Annotated in this window: 18 protein-coding genes and 1 tRNA gene; 11 read left to right on the forward strand and 8 right to left on the reverse strand. The window is 72.4% G+C overall.

What is annotated here, in order from left to right; genetic code table 11:
- Positions 1 to 84: 84 nt before the first annotated feature.
- From CNQ36_RS17065 to CNQ36_RS17075, 3 genes are all read right to left on the reverse strand, one after another.
- Positions 85 to 1,728 carry a long-chain fatty acid--CoA ligase gene (locus CNQ36_RS17065; protein ID WP_121548494.1) on the reverse strand — a complete coding sequence of 548 codons (1,644 nt, stop codon included), beginning with the start codon at positions 1,726 to 1,728 and terminating at the stop codon, positions 85 to 87.
- A 137-nt stretch (positions 1,729 to 1,865) separates the two neighbouring features.
- Positions 1,866 to 2,429 (reverse strand): SigE family RNA polymerase sigma factor, encoded by a 564-nt coding sequence (locus CNQ36_RS17070; RefSeq protein ID WP_004929421.1) that lies wholly within the window; start codon positions 2,427 to 2,429, stop codon positions 1,866 to 1,868.
- Positions 2,430 to 2,673: 244 nt separating this feature from the next.
- Positions 2,674 to 2,997 (reverse strand): hypothetical protein, encoded by a 324-nt coding sequence (locus CNQ36_RS17075; RefSeq protein ID WP_121546640.1) that lies wholly within the window; start codon positions 2,995 to 2,997, stop codon positions 2,674 to 2,676.
- A gap of 367 nt (positions 2,998 to 3,364) precedes the next feature.
- On the opposite strand from CNQ36_RS17075, the gene CNQ36_RS17080 reads away from it, so the two are divergent.
- The 3 genes from CNQ36_RS17080 to CNQ36_RS17090 are packed head-to-tail and all read left to right on the forward strand — an operon-like array spanning position 3,365 to position 5,269.
- Positions 3,365 to 4,237 carry a bifunctional DNA primase/polymerase gene (locus CNQ36_RS17080; RefSeq protein ID WP_121546641.1) on the forward strand — a complete coding sequence of 291 codons (873 nt, stop codon included), beginning with the start codon at positions 3,365 to 3,367 and terminating at the stop codon, positions 4,235 to 4,237.
- 58 nt (positions 4,238 to 4,295) lie between these two features.
- Positions 4,296 to 4,727, forward strand: a complete 432-nt coding sequence (locus CNQ36_RS17085) for a hypothetical protein (protein WP_121546642.1) — start codon at positions 4,296 to 4,298, stop codon at positions 4,725 to 4,727.
- A 29-nt stretch (positions 4,728 to 4,756) separates the two neighbouring features.
- Entirely contained in the window at positions 4,757 to 5,269 is a 513-nt protein-coding gene (locus tag CNQ36_RS17090; RefSeq protein ID WP_121546643.1) for a DinB family protein, read from the forward strand.
- Positions 5,270 to 5,275: 6 nt separating this feature from the next.
- On the opposite strand, the gene CNQ36_RS17095 is transcribed toward CNQ36_RS17090, so the two are convergent.
- Entirely contained in the window at positions 5,276 to 6,136 is an 861-nt protein-coding gene (locus tag CNQ36_RS17095) for a GNAT family N-acetyltransferase (RefSeq protein ID WP_121546644.1), read from the reverse strand.
- 191 nt (positions 6,137 to 6,327) lie between these two features.
- Between CNQ36_RS17095 and CNQ36_RS17100 the strand changes: the two genes are divergently transcribed.
- The gene (locus CNQ36_RS17100) at positions 6,328 to 6,903 is read left to right on the forward strand and encodes a hypothetical protein (protein WP_121546645.1); all 576 of its coding nucleotides are present in this window, start codon (positions 6,328 to 6,330) and stop codon (positions 6,901 to 6,903) included.
- 906 nt (positions 6,904 to 7,809) lie between these two features.
- Here the strand turns inward: CNQ36_RS17100 and CNQ36_RS17110 are convergent.
- Together CNQ36_RS17110 and CNQ36_RS17115 are read right to left on the reverse strand one after the other, a co-directional pair.
- A tRNA-Ser gene (locus CNQ36_RS17110) sits at positions 7,810 to 7,896 on the reverse strand.
- Positions 7,897 to 7,960: 64 nt separating this feature from the next.
- Positions 7,961 to 9,493, reverse strand: a complete 1,533-nt coding sequence (locus tag CNQ36_RS17115; protein WP_121546647.1) for a S1C family serine protease — start codon at positions 9,491 to 9,493, stop codon at positions 7,961 to 7,963.
- 288 nt (positions 9,494 to 9,781) lie between these two features.
- On the opposite strand from CNQ36_RS17115, the gene CNQ36_RS17125 reads away from it, so the two are divergent.
- The 3 genes from CNQ36_RS17125 (at position 9,782) to CNQ36_RS17135 (ending at position 12,553) form a co-directional block, all read left to right on the forward strand.
- A complete protein-coding gene (locus CNQ36_RS17125) occupies positions 9,782 to 10,612 on the forward strand; it encodes a glycerophosphodiester phosphodiesterase (protein ID WP_121546648.1) in 831 nt (276 codons plus the stop codon).
- A gap of 179 nt (positions 10,613 to 10,791) precedes the next feature.
- Positions 10,792 to 11,436: an ATP-binding protein gene (locus CNQ36_RS17130; RefSeq protein ID WP_004929375.1), complete on the forward strand. Its 645-nt coding sequence runs from the start codon at positions 10,792 to 10,794 to the stop codon at positions 11,434 to 11,436.
- A gap of 151 nt (positions 11,437 to 11,587) precedes the next feature.
- Positions 11,588 to 12,553 (forward strand): DUF5926 family protein, encoded by a 966-nt coding sequence (locus CNQ36_RS17135; RefSeq protein WP_121546649.1) that lies wholly within the window; start codon positions 11,588 to 11,590, stop codon positions 12,551 to 12,553.
- A gap of 294 nt (positions 12,554 to 12,847) precedes the next feature.
- Here the strand turns inward: CNQ36_RS17135 and CNQ36_RS17140 are convergent, their stop codons facing one another.
- Positions 12,848 to 13,513, reverse strand: coding sequence for a bifunctional DNA primase/polymerase (locus tag CNQ36_RS17140; protein WP_004929371.1), 666 nt, complete (start codon positions 13,511 to 13,513; stop codon positions 12,848 to 12,850).
- Between the two features lie 504 nt (positions 13,514 to 14,017).
- Between CNQ36_RS17140 and CNQ36_RS17145 the strand changes: the two genes are divergently transcribed.
- Together CNQ36_RS17145 and CNQ36_RS17150 are read left to right on the forward strand one after the other, a co-directional pair.
- On the forward strand, positions 14,018 to 15,532 hold the full coding sequence (locus CNQ36_RS17145) for a PP2C family protein-serine/threonine phosphatase (protein ID WP_121546650.1): 1,515 nt from the start codon (positions 14,018 to 14,020) through the stop codon (positions 15,530 to 15,532).
- Positions 15,533 to 15,657: 125 nt separating this feature from the next.
- Complete coding sequence (locus CNQ36_RS17150) at positions 15,658 to 17,115, forward strand: aminopeptidase P family protein (RefSeq protein WP_121548495.1); 1,458 nt, start codon at positions 15,658 to 15,660, stop codon at positions 17,113 to 17,115.
- A gap of 43 nt (positions 17,116 to 17,158) precedes the next feature.
- On the opposite strand, the gene CNQ36_RS17155 is transcribed toward CNQ36_RS17150, so the two are convergent.
- Positions 17,159 to 17,623 carry an ATP-binding protein gene (locus CNQ36_RS17155; RefSeq protein ID WP_121546651.1) on the reverse strand — a complete coding sequence of 155 codons (465 nt, stop codon included), beginning with the start codon at positions 17,621 to 17,623 and terminating at the stop codon, positions 17,159 to 17,161.
- Positions 17,624 to 17,864: 241 nt separating this feature from the next.
- Here CNQ36_RS17155 and CNQ36_RS17165 point away from each other — a divergent pair, with 241 nt between their 5' ends.
- On the forward strand, positions 17,865 to 18,674 hold the full coding sequence (locus CNQ36_RS17165) for a hypothetical protein (RefSeq protein WP_121546652.1): 810 nt from the start codon (positions 17,865 to 17,867) through the stop codon (positions 18,672 to 18,674).
- A 235-nt stretch (positions 18,675 to 18,909) separates the two neighbouring features.
- Complete coding sequence (locus CNQ36_RS17170) at positions 18,910 to 19,665, forward strand: YcnI family copper-binding membrane protein (RefSeq protein ID WP_121546653.1); 756 nt, start codon at positions 18,910 to 18,912, stop codon at positions 19,663 to 19,665.
- Positions 19,666 to 19,737 lie beyond the last annotated feature (72 nt).

Below are 19,737 nucleotides of genomic sequence, written 5' to 3' on the forward strand. Positions count from 1 at the left end.
GCCCCACCGCCCGCGGACGAACGGAGTGCGCCGGCCGGCGAGCGGGATGTTCCGCTCGCCGGCCGGCGCGCTGCCGTACGGGCGTCAGATCTGCGTGATGTCCAGCGAGCCCTCGGCGTACTGCCTGCGCAGCACCTTCTTGTCGAACTTGCCGACGCTGGTCTTCGGCACCGACTCGATCACCGTCCAGCGCTCCGGGAGCTGCCACTTGGCGATCCTGCCCTCCTCCTGGAGGAAGGCGCGCAGGGTGGTGAAGTCGGCGGTGGAGCCCTCCTTGAGGACGACCGTGGCCAGCGGGCGCTCCCCCCACTTGTCGTCCGGGACGGCGACCACGGCGGCCTCGGCGACGTCCGGGTGGGACATCAGCGCGTTCTCCAGCTCGACCGAGGAGATCCACTCGCCGCCGGACTTGATGACGTCCTTGGCCCGGTCGGTGAGGGTGAGGAAGCCGTCGGGGGAGATCGTGCCGACGTCGCCGGTCTTCAGCCAGCCGTCCTCGCTGAACTTGTCGGCGGGGCGCAGCGGCTCGGCGTCGGGGCCGTTGTAGTAGGCCCCTGCGATCCAGGCTCCGCGGACCTCCAGCTCACCCGCCGACTCGCCGTCCCAGGGGAGGCGTTCGCCGCCGGGGCCGGTGAGGCGGGCCTCGACGCCGGCCGGGAAGCGGCCCTGGGTCAGCCGGTAGGCGAATTCGGCGTCGGTGCCGACGGCGCCGGCCGGCGGCCGGGCGATGGTGCCGAGCGGGGAGGTCTCCGTCATGCCCCAGGCGTGGCAGACCCGCATGCCGAGCTGGTCGAACGCCTCCATCAGGGAGGGCGGACAGGCGGAGCCGCCGATGGTGACCTGGGTGAGGGAGGAGACGTCCCGGGGCTTGGCGGTCAGCTCGGCGAGCAGGCCCTGCCAGATGGTGGGGACGGCGGCGGCGTGCGTCGGCTTCTCGCCCTCGATCATCTCGGCGAGCGGGGCGGGCTGCAGGAAGCGGTCCGGCATCAGCATGTTGACGCCGGTCATGAAGGTGGCGTGCGGCAGGCCCCAGGCGTTCACGTGGAACTGCGGGACGACCACCAGGGAGGTGTCCTCGTCGGTCAGGCCCATCGACTGGGCCATGTTGACCTGCATGGAGTGCAGGTAGATCGAGCGGTGGCTGTAGACCACGCCCTTGGGGTCGCCGGTGGTGCCGGAGGTGTAGCACATGGCCGCGGCGGCGCGCTCGTCCAGCTCGGGCCAGTCGTAGGCGACGGGCTGTCCGGCGAGCAGTTCCTCGTACTCGTGCACCCGCGCGGTGGCGTTCGCCAGCGCGGAACGGTCGCCGGGTCCGGAGACGACCACGTGCTCGACGGTCTTCAGATGCGGCAGCAGCGGGGCGAGCAGGGGGATCAGCGAACCGTTGACCAGGATCACCCGGTCGGCCGCGTGGTTGACGATCCACACGAGCTGCTCGGCCGGCAGGCGGAGGTTCAGGGTGTGCAGGACCGCGCCCATGGAGGGGATCGCGAAGTACGCCTCGACGTGCTCGGCGTTGTTCCACATGAGGGTGGCGACGCGTTCGTCGCCGGTGACGCCGAGGTCGTCGCGCAGGGCGTGCGCCAGCTGGGCCGCGCGGGCGCCGATCTCCGCGTAGGAACGGCGGTGCGGTTCGCCCTCGCCGGTCCAGGTGGTCACCTGTGAGGTGCCGTGGATCGCCGACCCGTGGGTCAGGATCCTCGAGATCAGCAGCGGTACGTCCTGCATGGTGCTCAGCACGGCGTCCTCCTGGGCGACATTGCCTGCGGGGCGGTAGGGGCTGCGCTGATTCTGCGCACATACCACGCGGTATGTCACTAGGGGAGCGGATGATCGATCAGTCCGTGCCCGGCGGGCGCCGCGCCTCAGGAGCGGACGAGTCCCAGCTCGGCGTCGTCGCGGAGCTTGCCCAGCGCTCTCGACACGGCGGACTTCACCGTGCCGACCGAGACGCCGAGCACCTCGGCGGTCTGCACCTCGCTGAGGTCCTCGTAGTACCGCAGGACGACCATCGCCCGCTGCCGCGCCGGCAGCCGCATGATCGCCCGCCACATCGCGTCGCGCAGCGCCTGCCGCTCGGCCGGGTCGTCGCCGGGCACCGGGTCCGGCTCGGGCAGCTCGTCGCAGGCGAACTCGTCGACCCTGCGCTTGCGCCACTGCGAGGTCCGGGTGTTCAGCAGGGCCCTGCGCACATAGCCGTCGAGGGCTCGGTGGTCCTCTATGCGCTCCCAGGCGACGTACGTCTTGGCGAGCGCGGTCTGCAGCAGGTCCTCCGCGTCGCTCGGGTTCCCGGTCAGCGACCGGGCCGTACGCAGGAGCACCGGCTGGCGGGCCCTCATGTACGACGAGAACGACGGGTACGGGAGGGTCTGCGCCGCTGTGGCTGGAGTGGCGGCCCTCGAAGCGCTGGTGCAGACGGGTGTGGTCATGGCTCAACGCTATGAGCGGGGCCGCTCCGGCGGATCGCCCGCAGGTCCCGAAGCCGGATCCCCCTCAGGTTGTAGGGGTGGGGCCGGCCCCACCTCCTGAAGGTGGACGAGCGGGTGAGGGGTACTGCGGGTCGACCCTGAGGGGGCCGGGCCCGAGAAACGCCCGTGCGGCGGTACCGGAGTACCGCCGCCAAGACGCCTCGCACCCCCGAGAAGCACACCGGGACGGGTCAGCGCACCGGCCTCACCACAGCGGGCTGAAGCTGATGGCCACGTTGTCGTTGCCCTGGTTGACGGCCGTGAAGGCGGATCCGTTGACCTGGGCGCTGTTGCTCTGGTTGGTGGCGCCGGGCCCGTTGGCCTGCTGCTGCGAGGTGGCCGAGTTGCCGAAGTTGTCGCCGCCGACGCCGGTGCCGAGGGCGTCGGCCTGGGCGGTCGTGACCGTCGCGCTGGCTCCGTCGTCCGCGAGGGCGCCGTTGTCCGCCGCCGCGACGCCGGTGAAGAGGGCGGCGGCGAGCGGAAGGGCGGAGACCGCGGCGATGACGCGGGCGGTACGGATGCTTGCCATGTTGTTCCCTCCAGAACATGGACGCACCGGCTCATGGCCTTGTGTGCGTGAAGTACGGCTGTCACCGGGGAAGTTGTCCCCCCGCCCCGGTGTGGTGCACGACGTCGCGAGATCAGAGTTGCCCAGGGAATCCCGCCGAACCACCCCTGAAGCCGCCATTCGCACGCAAGCGTGACGACAGGCCGATAAACCCCCGCACACCCCTGGAGTCCCGTCCGTGCCCGAGGGGGGCCGTCTCCGTCCCCGTCACCGCAAGAGAGGAAGCGTTCCGCCACTTCTTCCGCTTCTGCCGCGGAACGTCTCCGTCCCGGCGCGTCGCACTTTCTCCCCCCTTCCCTTCTTCGAACATGTGTACGAACATGGAGCCATGGCCACCACCGACCGGCAGGCCACGACGCTGGCCCTCGCACACGCCCTGTCAGCCGCCGAGCGCGGGCTGGCCGTCATCCCCCTGTCCCGGACGAAGCTCCCGGCCCTGCGCTCCCCGCACCACGACGACCCGGAGCCGGCGGGACCGCCCTGCCACGGCGAGTGCGGCCGCTTCGGCCACGGCGTGCACGACGCCTCCACCGACCCCGCCCGGATCCGCGCCCTGTTCGCCGCGGCGCCCCGCGCCACCGGCTACGGCATCGCCTGCGGGCTCCCCCCGCACCATCTGATCGGCGTCGACCTGGACACCAAGACCGGCACGGACGCCCGCGCCGCCCTGCGCGAACTGGCGCTGCGTCACCTGTTCACCATCCCCGCCACGGTGGTCGTGCTGACCCCGAGCGGCGGCCGCCACCTCTGGCTGACCGGCCCGCCGGACGTCGTCGTCCCCAACTCCGCGGGCCGGCTCGCCCCCGGCATCGACATCCGGGGCGCCGGCGGCTACCTCGTCGGCCCCGGTTCCTGTACGGACCACGGCGCGTACGCCGCCGCCCCCGGCACCGCGCACCTGCCGCCGGCGCCCTGTCCGCCCGCGCTCCTGCGCCTGCTCCTGCCGGCTCCTCGCGCACACCACCCGACACCGGCGCCGGCCGGCGGACACGGCCAGGGCCTGGTCCAGTTCGTCCTCGCGGCGCACGAGGGCCAGCGCAACACCCGCCTGTTCTGGGCCGCCTGCCGCGCCTACGAGGACGGCATCGGCCCCCTCCTGGTGGACCCGCTGGTCGCCGCCGCCCGCACCACCGGCCTGTCCGAGCGTGAGGCCCGCGCGACGATCGCGTCGGCCGCGCGCATGACCGCCCACCGCTCCTGACGCCTGCTCCACCGAAATTCGAAAGCCCCGGATGCGCCACCGCCCTAAAGTGCCGACCATGGCACTCGCCCGCGTCGTCCTCGCCTCCGGGCGTCCGATCGACCTCTCCGACCTGCGCATGTCGTCCACGTACGGCGGACTGCTCGAGGGCTACCCCTGCAAGCCCCTCAACGACGCGAGGATCGACGGACTGCTGCGCTCCGCCGAACGCGCCTTCCCAGGAGCCCCGGTGCACCTGGTCACGCCGCCGCGCGAGTACCCCGACCAGTACGCGGGCGCCTTCGGCCCGGTGGAGGTGCTGCCCGCCGTGACCTGCGTCGGCAGCTTCCGCTCCACCTCCCTCGAACCGGCCCACGACCGCGCCCTGTACCGCTCCCGTCTGACCGTCGTCTGGTTCCAGCCCACCGCTCACGTCCCGTCCGGCCACGACGCGGAGATTGGCCTGCTGGACGTGGCGTGGGAGCGGCTGGCGACGGACGAGGAACTCTGACCCGCACGCCCCGAGAAAGGCGCCCCCGAATGGACACCTCGCTCCTGCGGTGGCAGTTCGAGCTGACCTGGTCCCTGTTCGAGTACCACCTGGAGCGGCTGGAGCCGGACGACTTCCTGTGGGAACCCGGCCCCCACTGCTGGACGGTGCGCCGGTCCCCCGACGGCACCTGGGTCCCCGACTGGGCGGAGACCGAACCCGACCCCGTACCCGTGCCCACCATCGCCTGGGTGAGCTGGCACATGGGCTGGTGGTGGAGCGTGACGCTGGACCACGCCCGGGGCCACCGGCCCCGCGAGCGGACCGAGGTCACCTGGCCCGGCGAGGGGCGGGCGACGACCGACTGGCTGCGCACCCTGCACGCGGAATGGCTGACGGTCCTGGACGACCTCACCGAGGCGGACCTGAACGCCACCGCCCCCTTCCCCTGGCCGAACGACCCGGCGCACACCAAGGCCCACATGGTCGCCTGGGTGAACGCGGAACTGATGAAGAACGTCACGGAGATCGGCCAGCTCCGGCTGCTGCGGGCCGCGTCCTGAGCGCGCTCACCCGAAGTCGTACACCGACCAGTCGGTGAGCGTGCGGTAACCGAGCCGCTGGTACAGGGCGTTGCTGGCGGGGTTGGACCGGTCCGCGAACAGCACGACCTCCTCCGCCCCCGCCTCCAGCGCGGCCCGGCTCACCTCCGCCGTGACGGCGGCGGCGTAGCCCCGGCCGCGCAGCGGGGCCGGCGTGTAGACGACGTCCACCTGCACCTGACCGCCGATCAGCGGATTCCTGCCGGCGACGGAGACGGGGGTGCCGTCCGGCGTCTCCCAGAGCGTGTAGCGCTTGTCGGCATAGCGGCTCCCGGCCCAGGTGCCGGCGTCCAGGGTGACGTCCTCCCCCACGGCGGCGGCGAACTCCCCGCACCAGAACATCGCCTGTTCCAGGTCCTGCTCCCCCAGCTCACGACCCCGTCCGGCCGGGAGCGGCTCCGGCGGGGTGAGAGTGCCGAGGCGGTACAGCCGGAGCCGGGTGTCGCGGAGCTTCGGCGTGGCCCCGGTGCATTCCTGCCATGCCTCGGCGAAGGCGGTGGCGGTGCCGTGATCGGCGCTGACGCGGGAGAGGGAGTGCCCGAGGGCGGCCAGACGGGCGGCGAGGGAGCCCGCCTGCTCCGGGGTGAGCGGGGAGAGGCCCAGCGCGCGGGGCGGGAGCCGGTAGAAGGTGGCCTGCACCTCGCCCGCCCGCTCCAGCACGCCGAAGCGCGGCGCTTCGGCCCCGAACGCCTCCGCTCCCCGCGTGCGCACCCGCTCGGCCCAGGTCGACTGCATGACGTGCGCGCCGGGCCGCGAACGCAGGAAGCCCTCCGCCCGGGCGAGGAAGTCGTCGACGTCTTCGGTCAGATACCAGCCGTCCACTCGCATGCCTCATTCTCCACCCGACCCGCCCCGTCCAGGACCCCGTCGGCCGGCACCGCGGTCAGTCGCCAGCCGGAAGCGACGGATGCTCGTGGCATCGTGTTCCTGTGAAAACACCCATGGCTGATCCACCCCGACCGCTTTCGGCATGCTGGCTCCATTGGATCGCTGTGCCGAGCGGGGATCAGTCCGGGATCATGAGCATCCTGCGGCTGACGGATCCCGCGCCCGTCTCCTTCAGCTCCGCTCAGGAGGCCATCGACGCGAACAGTCACAACGCCGCCGACGGCTTTACCCGGGTGTACGTGAGCCCGGAACTCGACGGGTGGACCCTGGTCGTCGGCCGGTGGTGCGATCCGTGTGACAGAAAGCGTTCGGACAGTGTGCTGCGCATGTGCGAGGAACTCAGCGCCCGGTACGGCCAGGCACATGCCTACTACTACGGCGCTCAGGGCACCGGCTCGGCCTGGCTGATCGCGGAGCGTGGGACGGCAGTACGCCGCTACTGCGAAACCGACGAGGCTGAAGACCACTACCTGACGCTCGGTGAGCCGCTGCCGTATGAACGGCACCGTCGCCAGGAACTGGGACTGTCCCCGGACTGGGACGCGGCGACCGAGAGCCAGGAGGACGAGGACGAATGGGCCTGGGTCGCCAACGACCTGGCCCCCGAGATCGCCGCCGAGCTCGGAGTCAGCCCGCTCACCCTCACAGCGGAAACCACTGTGTCCGGCACCGGAGTGCTGGCGCGGACCCCCTACCCCCAGTTCTGAATCCGCAGGGAAAGCCGGGGAGCCGCAAGGGCCGTTCTCATTGCTCTCAGCGCGGAGGCGGTGGGCCGCTCCGCCGACCTGGTTGTTCCTGCTCGTGACGTCCATCGCCCTGCACATGAGGCCAGAGGGAAGAGTATTCGTGACTTGGGTACGGGTGGCGTGGGACTTGGTCTTCGCAGCCGTCTGCGTGATCGTGGCATGCAACCTTCGCGACTCTGCGTGGCGCATACACGGCTACGCGGCGCATCGCATCGGGGTGAGCCGTCTCTTCACCCCCACGACCGTGAGGATCACGTTCGGCGTTCTCGGCGCCATCGTGATCACAGAAGCAGCAGTTCGACTGTGATGACGCGGGCATCTGTCAAGGGGGCCTGAGCTCCTGACATCAGCGGCTGACACCAACGAGCGCGAACCGCGAGGGTCATCGCCGAACCTCAGTGGCTGGCCAGCAGGGGCCCGAAGCGGGTCATGGGTGGCCGCAGCGTCCCCGTGATCGACCTGATGTACAGCAGCGAAGTACAGCAACCGCAGGACCCGACCTCACCCGATAGCGTCCCTTCAGGGCAGTAGAGCGGCCGGTACGACCGTTCGCGACCGATCCACATGGAGCTACGGATCAGAAGGTGATGAGGGGGTGGGTTCGGAGCCATTCGGCATCCCGGGGCCACTGTGGATCCGGGGACGCCTATCCGGCCACCCCCCTTGGCCGCCGTGTTCCGGAGCAGAACACCGAACCGGCCCATCACTGGACCGGAAGCCAACACCCGCCACTGACATCGACCGTGCCCCAGCCGTGCCCCACCGAGCGGGCAACCACGGGGAACGGCAAGAAGTCCCGGAGTCCGGGCAAGCGAACGGCCCCCGCCCAGATAACCAGGCCGGGGGCCGTTCTCATTGCGCTCAGCGCGGAGGCGGTGGGATTTGAACCCACGGTGACATCGCTGCCACGACGGTTTTCAAGACCGTTCCCTTCGGCCGCTCGGGCACGCCTCCCCGCGCCGGCCGGTGATCGGCGGCGCGGGGACAAGGGTAACGGGTTCGGGGTGCGCGGGTGAGGTCAGCTGTCGCCCACGCGGGAGCCCAGGGTGAGTTCCGTGGTCTGGTCCTTGCCGCCGCGTTCGTAGGTGATCGTGACCTCGTCGCCCGGCTTGTGGGTCCAGATCTCGCCGATCAGGGTCGGGCCGGAGTCGATGACCCGGTCGTCGAGCTTGGTGATCACGTCGCCGGGCTTGAGGCCGGCCTTGTCGGCGGGGCCGCCCGGGTCGACCGGCTCGGAGCCGCCCGCGCCCTGGTCGGTGATCTTCGCGCCGCCCGTCGTGTCCTCCAGGGAGACGGACGCGCCGATCTTGGCGTACACCGGCTTGCCCGTCTTGATCAGTTCCTGGGCGACGTACTTGGCCTGGTTGATCGGGATGGCGAAGCCCAGGCCGATGGAGCCGGCCTGCCCGGTGCCGAAGCCGCCGTTGCTGGTGGACTGGATCGCGGAGTTGATGCCGATGACGTTGCCCTGGGCGTCCAGCAGCGGGCCGCCGGAGTTGCCCGGGTTGATGGACGCGTCGGTCTGCAGGGCGCTCATGTACGAGGCCTGGCTGCCGGTGCCGTCGCTGGAGGCCACCGGACGGTTCATCGCGCTGATGATGCCCGTCGTCACCGTGTTGGAGAGGCCGAAGGGCGCGCCGATCGCGATCGTGGAGTCGCCGACGGCCACGTCGTCGGAGTTGCCGAGGGTGAGCGGCTTCAGGTCGGAGGGGGCGCTCTTCAGCTTGATGACCGCGACGTCGTAGCCCTGCGCGTGGCCGACCACCTCGGCGTCGTACTTCTTGCCGTTGGGGAAGGTCGCCGATAGCTTGCCGCCGTCGACGGCGTCCGCCACCACGTGGTTGTTGGTGACGATGTGGCCCTGGGTGTCGAAGACGAAGCCGGTGCCGGTGCCGCCCTCGCCGCTGCTGCTCTCGGCCGAGATGGTGACGGTGCTGGGCAGCGCCTTGGCGGCCACGCCGGCGACCGTGCCCGGGTCGCGCTTCACGTTGCCGCCGCTGGTGGAGGAGGAGACGGTCGTCGAGCCGTTGCTGTCGTTCTCCTTGGCCAGCGTGTAGCCGAGGCCGCCGCCCAGGCCGCCCGCGACCAGCGCGGCCACCAGGACCCCGGCGATCATCCGGCCGCGCCCGCCGCCGTTCTTCGGCGCCGGCTGCTGGTACGAGGAACCCCAGCCGCCACCGCCGTGCCCGCCGTCGCCGCCACCGTGTCCGCCGCCGTACGACGGGGTGGACGGCGGCGGGGGCGGGGGCCAGGAGGCGTCGGGAGCGGACGAGGGCCCGCCCGCCGGGGCACCGCCGTGGGCCGCGCCGCCGTGGGCCGCGCCGCCCTGGGGGTCCGCGCCGCCCTGGGGGCCCTGGCTCGCGTGGGCGGCCTGCGGGCCGTAGGGGCTCTCACCGCCCGCCGGGGCGGCCCCGTATCCCTGCCCCGGACCCGGAGCCGCGCCCTGGGCCGGGTACCCCTGGTGCGCCGAAGCAGCGGGAGCATCCACCGGCGCGGGCGGCGGTGCGGAGGGGGCCGGGGGTACCGCGGTGCCCTCGTTCTCGGTGCTCACAGCTTCTCTCCTCGATCCACGGCTGTCGTTCTTGGTCGCACTCGGTCATGCTCGCTCACGCTCGTCCACGAGCCCGGCGCGATGCAGCTGTGCATGTCACTTTGTATGTCGTCAGCTTTTCCCACGGGCCGTCAGGGCACGATAAGGCGTTCCTGTGGGTCCGGGGCCATTCTTTATATAGGGCATTACTCATGTAAGGCACGCCACTCGATGGCTCCGACCGGACGGCCGCACCGTTCACTCAACTCCGAGCGCACGTCTACCCGCGCGCGGTGGCACCATGACGCGGTGACCCACGCACGGCAGCACCTGACCCAAGTCGTCGCGCACCGCGGAGCCTCCGAGGACGCCCCCGAGCACACCCTGGCCGCGTATCGCAAAGCGATCGAGGACGGCGCGGACGCGCTCGAATGTGATGTACGTCTGACTGCCGACGGTCATCTCGTGTGCGTGCACGACCGCCGCGTCAACCGTACGTCCAACGGCCGCGGAGCGGTGTCGGCGCTCGAGCTCTCCGATCTGGCGGCCCTGGACTTCGGCTCCTGGAAGAGCCGCGACGCCTTCGGGGGGCCGCGCGTGGAGGAACCCGACTGGGAACACCGCCCGGAGGACCGCGAGGACACCTCCGTCCTCACCCTGGAACGGCTGCTGGGCCTGGTCTCCGACGCCGGCCGCCGGGTCGAGCTGGCGATCGAGACGAAGCACCCCACGCGCTGGGCGGGACAGGTGGAGGAGCGGCTGCTGCTCCTGCTCAAGCGGTACGGGCTCGACGCGCCCGCCTCCCCCGGGGACTCGCCGGTACGGGTGATGAGCTTCTCCGCGCGGTCGCTGCACCGGGTGCGCGCCGCGGCCCCGACGGTGCCCACGGTCTACCTGACGCAGTTCGTCTCGCCCCGGCTGCGCGACGGGCGGCTGCCCCCCGGCGTGCGGATCGCGGGGCCCTCCCTCCGCATCGTGCGCAGCCACCCCGCGTACATCGAGCGGCTGAAGCAGTCCGGGCACCAGGTGCACGTGTGGACCGTGAACGAACCGGCGGACGTGGACCTCTGCGTGCGCCTCGGCGTGGACGCCATCATCACCAACCGTCCCCGCGCGGTGCTCGACCAGCTCGGCCGCTGACCCGCGCGGAAAGCCCTCCGACGTCACATCCGCCCCATCCGCCCCACATGACACGTGCAGGAGTCTTGACCCGGCGACATGTCCCGGAGCATCCTCACATCTCGGCCACAGCGACGACATCCAGCCACACGGCTACGGGGAGTGCTCCGGCGCGTTCGGTGCGTATTCGTTCGTTTCGAGTGCGTCACCGCTCGCGGATTGGCCGGTTTCCGGTTCAGGCCAATGGGGCATCCACACCGTGGCGTGGGGCGAAGGAGGTCTCGGGGGTGGCGTTGGTGGTGGCACAGGAGGTGCCCACGTCGTCGTGCATGGCCGTACCCCATGGCCCTGCGGGCGTGGGGAAGGCGAGGCGCCGCATGCGTGCGCAGCTGCGCGACGGCGGCGTGGCGGACACGGTCATCGACGATGCCGTACTGATCCTTTCCGAACTGCTGAGCAACGCGTGCAGACACGGCCGGCCCCTCGGTGACGCGCCCGCGGGCGACGGGGACGTACGCGCCGCCTGGCAGGTCGATCCGCGCGGCCGGCTGGTCGTCGAGGTCACGGACGGCGGCGGCCCGACCCGTCCGGCGCCCGCCACCCCGTCGGTGACGGCGCACGGCGGCCGGGGGCTGAACATCATCACCGCGCTGGCCGACGACTGGGGCGTACGCGACGAGGTGCCGGGCGAGGTCACGGTGTGGGTCGTCGTCCACGACGACGTGTACGACCCGGACGCCCGGGCCGGGCACCGGCGGGAGGACTTCGCCGCGCGGGTGACGGCCCCGGCGGTCTCCCGCATGCCGGGCCTCGACTTCGCGGACGTCTTCGACGACCTGGACTGACGGCGCCCCCGGGCGGGGGAGGGCGGGCACCACGGCGGAGTGTCCGCGGTGTCCACGGGTCGGCACGTTGTCCACAGGTTCCCGTCGGTCGAGGTGTGAACGGCTAGGCTCGCGCCCGTACCAGAAGCGCCGTAACCGGGAGACACCCACGATGGCCAAGAAGCGACCCCAGACGAAGGCCAAGCGCCCGCAGCTCACGGACGGGCAGATCCCGGTCGTCGGTGCCCGCGAGCCCTGCCCGTGCGGCAGCGGCCGCCGCTACAAGGCCTGCCACGGCCGTGCCGCCGCGCACGCGGCGACCGAGCTGGTGCACCGGCCGTTCGAGGGCCTGCCGGGCGAGTGCGACTGGGTGGCGCTGCGCGAGCTGGTGCCGGCCGCCACCGCCGGACTGACCCTGAAGGGCGGCCTGCCCGACGGCGTCCCCTCGGTCACGCTGGCCACGGTGCTGCCGATGGCCTGGCCCGCCCTGCGCCGCGACGACGGCTCGGTCCTGCTCGGCCTGCAGAACGACACGTCCTCCGGCGACATCAGCCGCGACCTGGCCGACACCCTGCAGCGCGCGCTCACCGCCGACCCGGGCACGCCGGTGCAGTCCCGGCGCGCTCCCGCCGACGGCCCCCGGCTGCAGGACCTGCTCGACCCCGAGGGCGCTTTCGAGCCGGTCGTGCACAGCGGGTTCGAGTTCTGGGTCCCGGACCCGGAGAACGCCACGGCGGACGTCACCGCCTCCCTGGAGCGGGCCAACGCGGCGGCCATCCCGACGGTCAAGCTGTCGGGCGTGGACTCCGCGTATTGGTGCGAGACGCCCGAGAAGAACCATCTGCGGTGGGTCATGCCGTATCCCGAGGAGCAGCTTCTGGACGCTCTCGCGCGGCTGCACGCGGCGGGCGGGTCCTCCCTCGGCGAGGGCACCCGTCTGGTGGGCTCCTTCCGCGCTCACGGGCTCACCGTGCCGGTCTGGGACCTGCCCAGCGGGGTCGGCGCCGAGGACGTGGAGAAGCCGGCCGCCGAGTTCGCCGAGCGGCTCGCCCCCGCGCTGGCCTCGGACGCGCCGCTCACCGCGGACGAGCGACGGGCGCGCGGCGGCCTGACGAACCGCCAGGTCACGCTCAGCTGAGGCGCCCGGTTCCGCCGGCGGACGGCCGGCGGAACCGTCCCGCCACACAGCACCCGCCCCACGGGCAACTCCGGTCGCGGACAAGCCAGTCGGTGACCGGAAAGCCGAGTTCGAATTTGCGAACCGCCGATCTCTTGTTACCGTTCCCATAGCCCGGTTGCTGGTGCATCCCCCGTCGCCAGCAACCGGGTCTTTGTGTGCCCGCCGCCGTTCACGGACCGCGGTCGCACGCCAACTGCCCGTCGCCGCAGTGGAGTTGGCAGCGAGGGCGCGACGGACGGGGTGACGGCGCCGCTACAGCTCGGGCGCGCTCACACCCGTGCGGGTCAGCGCTTCGACCACGGCGTCCACGACGGCCTCGACGCCCGGCACCCAGGGCGAGGCCGAGCCGGGCAGCGGCGCGCGCTCCCAGCGGATCCCGCCCTGCGCGGTCTCCGACGGCGGCAGCGCGAGATAGCCGCCCTCACCGTGGAAGCGCAGGGAGCCGGGGACGAAGTCCTTGGCGTACAGCAGCTCGCCCAGCTGCTCCATGGAGTACGGCTTCACCAGGATCGACCAGCGGGCCGGCGAGGCGACCACCGGACCGAGCCGCATGCCGCGCCGGTCCAGCGCGGCGAGGGCCTGGGCGGCCGCGAGGGCGGGCAGGGACACCGCGCAGGGCGCCCGGCCGCCGGTGGCGAGGATGACGGGCGCCGCGGGCCGGTTGCCCCACCACCAGCGCACCATGCGCGCGTCGGTGGTGGCGGCGAGGAGGCCGGGGTCGAACGGATGCGCGCCCGGCACCGTGCAGTCGGGGTCGGGACAGCCGCAGCGCGAACCGCCCTGCGGGTCCGCCGCCACGCCCGGGAGTACGGGCCACTGCCAGTCCGTGGCGAAGGTCAGGGCCGCGCCGAGCAGGTCAGGCCCTCCGTCGCCGCGCCGGGTCAGGAGCCTGCGTCGCCTTCCGAGGATCTCGCGCATGAGCGCTCGTTCCTTTCCGTTGCACGCCTGGCAACACCGTGGGTCCACATCACGTCATGTGTCGGTCACTTCACTGTGCGTACCTGTTGGCGCATCACACCCCCGCGCCGGGCAGGGGGAACCCCGTGGGCCGGGCTTGGGCAGCCTCCGCGGCCGTTCCACCCGTACTGCGTCTATCAGAAGAACGGGCGTGGCGTGGGGGTGGCGAAGTCTGGCGTTTACCGTCGCGCGTGTTTCTCTCCGCCTCCGCCACGGGAGGATGGGGCACGGTCGTCGGTGGTTAAGACGCCCGGGTCCGTCGCCAGGTTCCCGAGCGGTTCGCAACCACCCCTGGCCTTCACCGAGTACGTACCCATCACAACCGTTGTGACGCTCCGTCGAGCGAGGCCAGTCGACCGCAATAGGCCTCACCCTGAGGCAGTTTCAAGCCAACTTCGCATTTGAGCAAGGGGTATGCGGGGAGTTCCCGCAGACCCCACGGACACCAGGAATCCCAGCAGGACAATGCTGGACATCTCCTCACGAGTACGTGTACATGTGGAGACACTGCCGGCGACGCAGAATGACATGGGGGTTTGCGATGCTTTTGAGCAGTTCGTACCGGTCCGAAAGCCGGACACCATGACGGCCCCGCACCCTCCGAAAGTGGCCGGAATCGATTCAACGGTTCCCGCCCCCGCACACACTGCCGCGTCCGTCGCCGCGGGTACCTCGCCGGCTCCCCCGGCAAACTCCCCCACCGCGCCGGGCGCGCTGCTCCAGGACCGGCTCGCCGGCTGGGTCTCCGATCTCACGACCCTCCAGGAGCTCACCGAACGCCTGGTCCGCGCGAGCACCCTCGAGGAGGCCCTCCAGGAGATGCTGCGCGCGGGATCCGTCCTGGTGGGCGCGCGGCGCGGACTCGTCGCGCTGGAACCCGCCGACGGTCTCGGCCCGGCCTCCACCACCGGCCTCGGACTGGCCCGCGCGGACCTCGGCCACATGGAGACGGTGCCGCGCGGCTCCCTGCCGTACGGCAGGATCCTCGACGGACTGCCCGGCGCCGAGGACGGCGTCGCGGAGCCCGACCTCCTCGCCGAGCAGGGGCTCGACCCCCGGCACCGCGAGGTCGCCGCCCGCCTCGGCTACGCCGCCAGCTACGCCCTCCCCCTCACCTCCAGGACCACAGGGCGCCTGGGCGCCGCCGCGTGGCTCTACGACGAGCCCGCCGAACCGTCGGCGCACCAGCGGCACCTCGTCGGCCTCTACGTCCGGCACGCCGCGGAGCACCTGGCCCGGCTCCTCGAACTCGAGCACACCCGCGCGTGCATGGCCACGCTGGCCGAGGAACTGCTGCCCTCCCGGCTGCCCCGGGTGGCCGGCGTCCGGCTCGCCGCGCGGCACCTCACCTCCCCGCGCGGGGGCGGCGACTGGTACGACGCGCTGCCGCTGCCGGACGCCGCGCTCGGCCTCGCCGTGGGGTCCGTCACCGGCTCGGGGCCCAGCGCGGTCGCCGCCATGGGCCGGCTGCGGGCGTCGCTGCGCGCCTACGCCGTGATGGAGGGCGAGGACCCGGTCGCCGTGCTGTCCGACCTGGAGCTGCTGCTCCGGCTCACCGAACCCGCGCGCTCCGCCACCGCCCTGTTCGGCTACTGCGACCCGGCGCTGCGCCGGATCACGCTCGCCGGGGCCGGACACAGTCCGCCGCTGCTGCTCGGCGAGCGCCGCACCGAGTTCGTGGAGACCTCGGTCTCCGCCCCGCTGGGCATGCTCGCCTGCTGGGAGGCGCCGAGCGTGGAGGTCACCGCGGAGCCGGGGGAGACGGTCCTCCTCTACACCGACGGGCTGCTGCACCGCACCGGCGATCCGACCGACCGCGCCTTCGCGCGGCTGCACGCGGCGGCGGCCGGGGTGCCGAGGGCCCTGCGCCACGACCCGGGCGCCGTCGCCGACCACGTCCTGCGCGCGGTGCTGCCGGAGGGCGCGGACACCGCCGACTCCGGGGAGGACGTCGTGCTGCTGGCGGCGCGGTTCGCGTAGCCGCGGGCGGCACCGCGGCCCGGTCACCTCACGTGCGCCACAGGTAACGGGCACTTCCCCGGTTCGTCCGTTTCCGCACGACCGTACGATGGGGGTGGTCCAGTGCCGTATCGAGGAGGATGACCGTGGCCGAGGAGCTGCCGGAGACCCCGGAGACCGCCGAGGAAGAGCCCGTCAAGCAGCGCAAGAACGGCCTGTACCCGGGTGTGTCCGACGAGCTGGCCGAGAGCATGCGGACCGGCTGGGCCGACACCGAGCTGCACGACCTGCGGCCGATCCCCCAGGCCGCGCAGGCGGCCGCCCGCCGCGCCGCGCTGTCCGCCCGCTTCCCGGGTGAACGCCTGGTCGTCCCCGCGGGCAACCTGAAGACGCGTTCGAACGACACGGAGTACTCCTTCCGCGCGTCGGTCGAGTACGCCTACCTCACCGGCAACCAGACGGAGGACGGCGTCCTCGTCCTGGAGCCCACGGCCGACGGCCACCGGGAGACGATCTACCTTCTGCCCCGCTCCGACCGCGAGAACGGCGAGTTCTGGCTGGACGGCCAGGGCGAGCTGTGGGTCGGCCGCCGGCACTCCCTCGCCGAGGCCGGGACGCTGTACGGCATCCCCGCCTCCGACGTCCGCGAGCTGGCCGCCGCGCTGCGCGAGGCCACCGGCCCGGTGCGCGTGGTGCGCGGGTACGACGCCGGGATCGAGGCGGCGCTGACCGACAAGGTCACCGCCGAGCGCGACGAGGAGCTGCGCGTCTTCCTCTCCGAGATGCGGCTGGTCAAGGACGACTTCGAGATCGGCGAGCTGCAGAAGGCCGTCGACTCCACGGTGCGCGGCTTCGAGGACGTCGTGAAGGTCCTCGACAAGGCCGAGGCGACGTCCGAACGCTACATCGAGGGAACGTTCTTCCTGCGTGCCCGCGTGGAGGGCAACGACGTCGGCTACGGCTCCATCTGCGCCGCCGGCCCGCACGCCTGCACGCTGCACTGGGTGCGCAACGACGGCCCGGTCCGCTCCGGCGAGCTGCTGCTGCTGGACGCGGGCGTGGAGACGCACACGTACTACACCGCCGACGTCACGCGCACGCTGCCGATCGACGGCACGTACAACGCGCTGCAGAAGAAGATCTACGACGCGGTGTACGACGCCCAGGAGGCCGGCATCGCCGCGGTGAAGCCGGGCGCCAAGTACCGGGACTTCCACGACGCCGCCCAGCGGGTGCTGGCCGAGCGGCTCGTCGAGTGGGGCCTGGTCGAGGGCCCGGTGGAGCGGGTGCTCGAGCTGGGCCTGCAGCGCCGCTGGACGCTGCACGGCACCGGTCACATGCTCGGCATGGACGTCCACGACTGCGCCGTCGCGCGGACCGAGACGTACGTCGACGGCACGCTGGAGCCCGGCATGGTGCTGACCGTCGAGCCCGGCCTGTACTTCCAGACCGACGACCTGACCGTGCCCGAGGAGTACCGGGGCATCGGCGTCCGCATCGAGGACGACATCCTGGTCACCGAGGACGGCAACCGGAACCTGTCCGCCGGGCTGCCCCGCCGGTCCGACGAGGTCGAGGCGTGGATGGCCGGCCTGAAGGGCTGACGCGTCGCACGAGGGCCGGGTACGCGCGCGTGCCCGGCCCTCGCTACACCGCGACGAGCGGGGCGTCCTCGCGCCACTTGAGGATCTTGTCGAAGCTCACCACCGCGCCGCCCCGGCCCGGCTTGTTGCCGATGTGGACGTGGTCGGCGAGCTCCCGGATGAGCCACAGGCCCCGGCCGTGCTCCGCGTCCGACGGCACCGCCCGGGCCGGCGGACGGGAGCGGTTCCCGGCCGTGCCGGGGAAGCCGGGCCCCGCGTCGGCCACCTCGATGCGGCACTTCTCCCCGTCGAGGTAGGCGGTCACCCGGTACGCCTCCGCGGTTCCGCCCCGCGCGGTGTCCCCGCCGTACTCCACGGCGTTTGCGCAGGCCTCGCTGAGGGCGACGGACAGGTCGTAGGAGATGTCGGGGTCCACGCCCGCGGTCTCCATGGCGCCGAGCAGCAGGCGCCGGGCGAGCGGCACGCTGGCGGCGTCGCGCCGCAGATGGAGTGACCACCAGATGCTCATGCTCCAGCCTCCTGGCTGCGGCTCGACATACCGTTACGTATTGCCCTGAGTGCCGGTCGGTAAGCGTGCAGTTGACGTGACGCCGCCCATATGGCGGGTGTGTCGTGGATCCTGCCGGTGTATGCGGGCAGGCCGTGCGGTGTATGTGGGCAGGCCGTGGCAGATGTGATCTTCCGGTCGTACCTCACCTTGCGGACCTGCCGTACGGCGGCCGGTGGGCTGGTGCGATGATGAGGCCGCCATGACTGCCCCCCACCCGCGCACGGCGCGCTCCGGACGAGGGCTCCGGATCCTGCGGGCCGCGGTGTTCGCCGCGGTCTGCGTCGTGCTGGCCGGGGCCGGGCACACGCTCGCCTCCCGCGCCGCCGTTCCGCTGTGGACGCTGGGCGCGGGATTCCTCGTCGTGGTCGCGGTCGCCGCGCCGCTCGCCGGACGCGCGCGGTCGCTGCCGGCGATCACGGCGCTGCTGGTGTGCGGGCAGACGGCACTGCACACGCTGTTCGGCCTCGGGCAGCACACCGCGCCCGCCACCGGCTCGCCGTCCGCGCTCTCCGACGCCGCGCTGGTCCAGCGGGCGGCGCGGCTGCTGTGCGGGACCACCGCTGCGGAGATCAGTCCGGCCCGGGCCGAGCGCATCCTCACCGACGCGCGGATCCACCCCGGTGACACCGGCGCCCACACGGGTCACGCCCTGTCGGCCGCGGCGGACTCACCGATGTCCGTGCTGCCGTCGCTGCCGATGCTGCTCGGCCACGTCCTCGCGGCGCTGGCGGCGGGATGGCTGCTGCGTCGCGGTGATCTGGCCGTGCTGCGGCTGGCCGAACTGTCGGCGCACGGTGTCGCCGAGGGCTCGCTCGTACGGTCGCTCCGCGCGGCGCTCGCCCTGGTGCGTGCCCTGCGCGCGGGGCTCCCGGGAGCACCGGAAGAGGCTCCGCGCATGGCGCGCACCGCGCTGCTGGTCCCGCTTCCGCCGCGGTCCGTGGGACTGCGGCACACGGTGATCCGCCGGGGTCCGCCGGCCGGCGCCGCCGCATTCTCGCTCGCCGCTTAGACGCGAGGCGACCACCGCACTCCGCCACCGCCGGACCTTCGGGCTCCTGGGCTTTCGGGCTCCGGGCTCCCGGCTCCTGGGCTTTCGGCTGCGGAGAGGGGCGCCGGCGTGCGGCACGCGCGTGCGGCCGTTCTCCGTGTGCGCCCGGCCGTCCCCAGGGGGACCAGGTCCGGCCGTACGCGCGGCACATCCCTCACCGTCAGTGAAAACCGAACCGAAGCGGAGTGCTTCTGCCATGAAGGCTTCCCGTATCGCCGTCGCCGGCGCCGTCGCCGGTGTCGCCGTCCTCGCCCTGTCCTCCCCCGCCCTCGCGCACGTCAGCGTGCAGCCCGAGGGCGAGGCCGCGAAGGGCGGCTACGCGGTCCTCGGCTTCAAGGTCCCCAACGAGCGGGACGACGCCTCGACCACCAAGCTCGAGATCACCTTCCCCACGGACCACCCGCTGGCGTCCGTGATGCCCCAGCCGGTCGAGGGCTGGGACGTCAAGGTGACCAGGTCCAAGCTGGACAAGCCGCTGGAGATGCACGGCGAGAAGATCAACGAGGCCGTCTCCAAGGTCACCTGGACCGCCAAGGGCGACGGCATCGAGCCCGGCTTCTTCCAGAAGTTCCCGGTCTCCGTCGGCACACTGCCCGAGGACGCCGACGAACTCGTCTTCAAGGCCCTGCAGACGTACTCCAACAAGGAGGTCGTCCGCTGGATCGAGGTGCCGCAGGAGGGCCAGGACGAGCCCGAGCACCCGGCGCCCGTGCTCGCCCTGTCCGCGGCCTCCGAGGACGGCCACTCGCACGGCGCCGCCGACGACGACAAGGCCTCCGAGGACACCGGGTCGGCCGAGAAGGCCTCCGCCGAAACCTCCGCCGCCTCCGGCGACGGCGACTCCGGCGGCACCGACACCACCGCCCGCGTCCTGGGCGTCGTCGGCATCGTGGTCGGCGCCGCGGGCGTCGCCTACGGCGTACTCGCCGGGCGTCGGCGCACCACCGCCTGACCCCCTTCCGCACCACGGCGCGCACCGGGCCGCTCACGGCCCACGTGACCTCCCGGTGCGCGCCGGAACACT

Origin of the sequence: Streptomyces fungicidicus (genome assembly GCF_003665435.1) — a bacterium.
Classification (GTDB): domain Bacteria; phylum Actinomycetota; class Actinomycetes; order Streptomycetales; family Streptomycetaceae; genus Streptomyces; species Streptomyces fungicidicus.

Excerpts from the sequence above, each read along its gene's own strand:
- CNQ36_RS17075 (WP_121546640.1), bottom strand. The coding sequence starts at position 2,997 with ATGGCAAGCATCCGTACCGCCCGCGTCATCGCCGCGGTCTCCGCCCTT.
- CNQ36_RS17100 (WP_121546645.1), top strand. The coding sequence starts at position 6,328 with ATGAGCATCCTGCGGCTGACGGATCCCGCGCCCGTCTCCTTCAGCTCC.
- CNQ36_RS17170 (WP_121546653.1), top strand. The coding sequence starts at position 18,910 with ATGAAGGCTTCCCGTATCGCCGTCGCCGGCGCCGTCGCCGGTGTCGCC.
- CNQ36_RS17145 (WP_121546650.1), top strand. The coding sequence starts at position 14,018 with ATGCTGGACATCTCCTCACGAGTACGTGTACATGTGGAGACACTGCCG.
- CNQ36_RS17070 (WP_004929421.1), bottom strand. The coding sequence starts at position 2,429 with ATGACCACACCCGTCTGCACCAGCGCTTCGAGGGCCGCCACTCCAGCC.
- CNQ36_RS17140 (WP_004929371.1), bottom strand. The coding sequence starts at position 13,513 with ATGCGCGAGATCCTCGGAAGGCGACGCAGGCTCCTGACCCGGCGCGGC.
- CNQ36_RS17135 (WP_121546649.1), top strand. The coding sequence starts at position 11,588 with ATGGCCAAGAAGCGACCCCAGACGAAGGCCAAGCGCCCGCAGCTCACG.
- CNQ36_RS17085 (WP_121546642.1), top strand. The coding sequence starts at position 4,296 with ATGGCACTCGCCCGCGTCGTCCTCGCCTCCGGGCGTCCGATCGACCTC.
- CNQ36_RS17165 (WP_121546652.1), top strand. The coding sequence starts at position 17,865 with ATGACTGCCCCCCACCCGCGCACGGCGCGCTCCGGACGAGGGCTCCGG.
- CNQ36_RS17095 (WP_121546644.1), bottom strand. The coding sequence starts at position 6,136 with ATGCGAGTGGACGGCTGGTATCTGACCGAAGACGTCGACGACTTCCTC.
- CNQ36_RS17065 (WP_121548494.1), bottom strand. The coding sequence starts at position 1,728 with ATGCAGGACGTACCGCTGCTGATCTCGAGGATCCTGACCCACGGGTCG.
- CNQ36_RS17090 (WP_121546643.1), top strand. The coding sequence starts at position 4,757 with ATGGACACCTCGCTCCTGCGGTGGCAGTTCGAGCTGACCTGGTCCCTG.
- CNQ36_RS17155 (WP_121546651.1), bottom strand. The coding sequence starts at position 17,623 with ATGAGCATCTGGTGGTCACTCCATCTGCGGCGCGACGCCGCCAGCGTG.
- CNQ36_RS17080 (WP_121546641.1), top strand. The coding sequence starts at position 3,365 with ATGGCCACCACCGACCGGCAGGCCACGACGCTGGCCCTCGCACACGCC.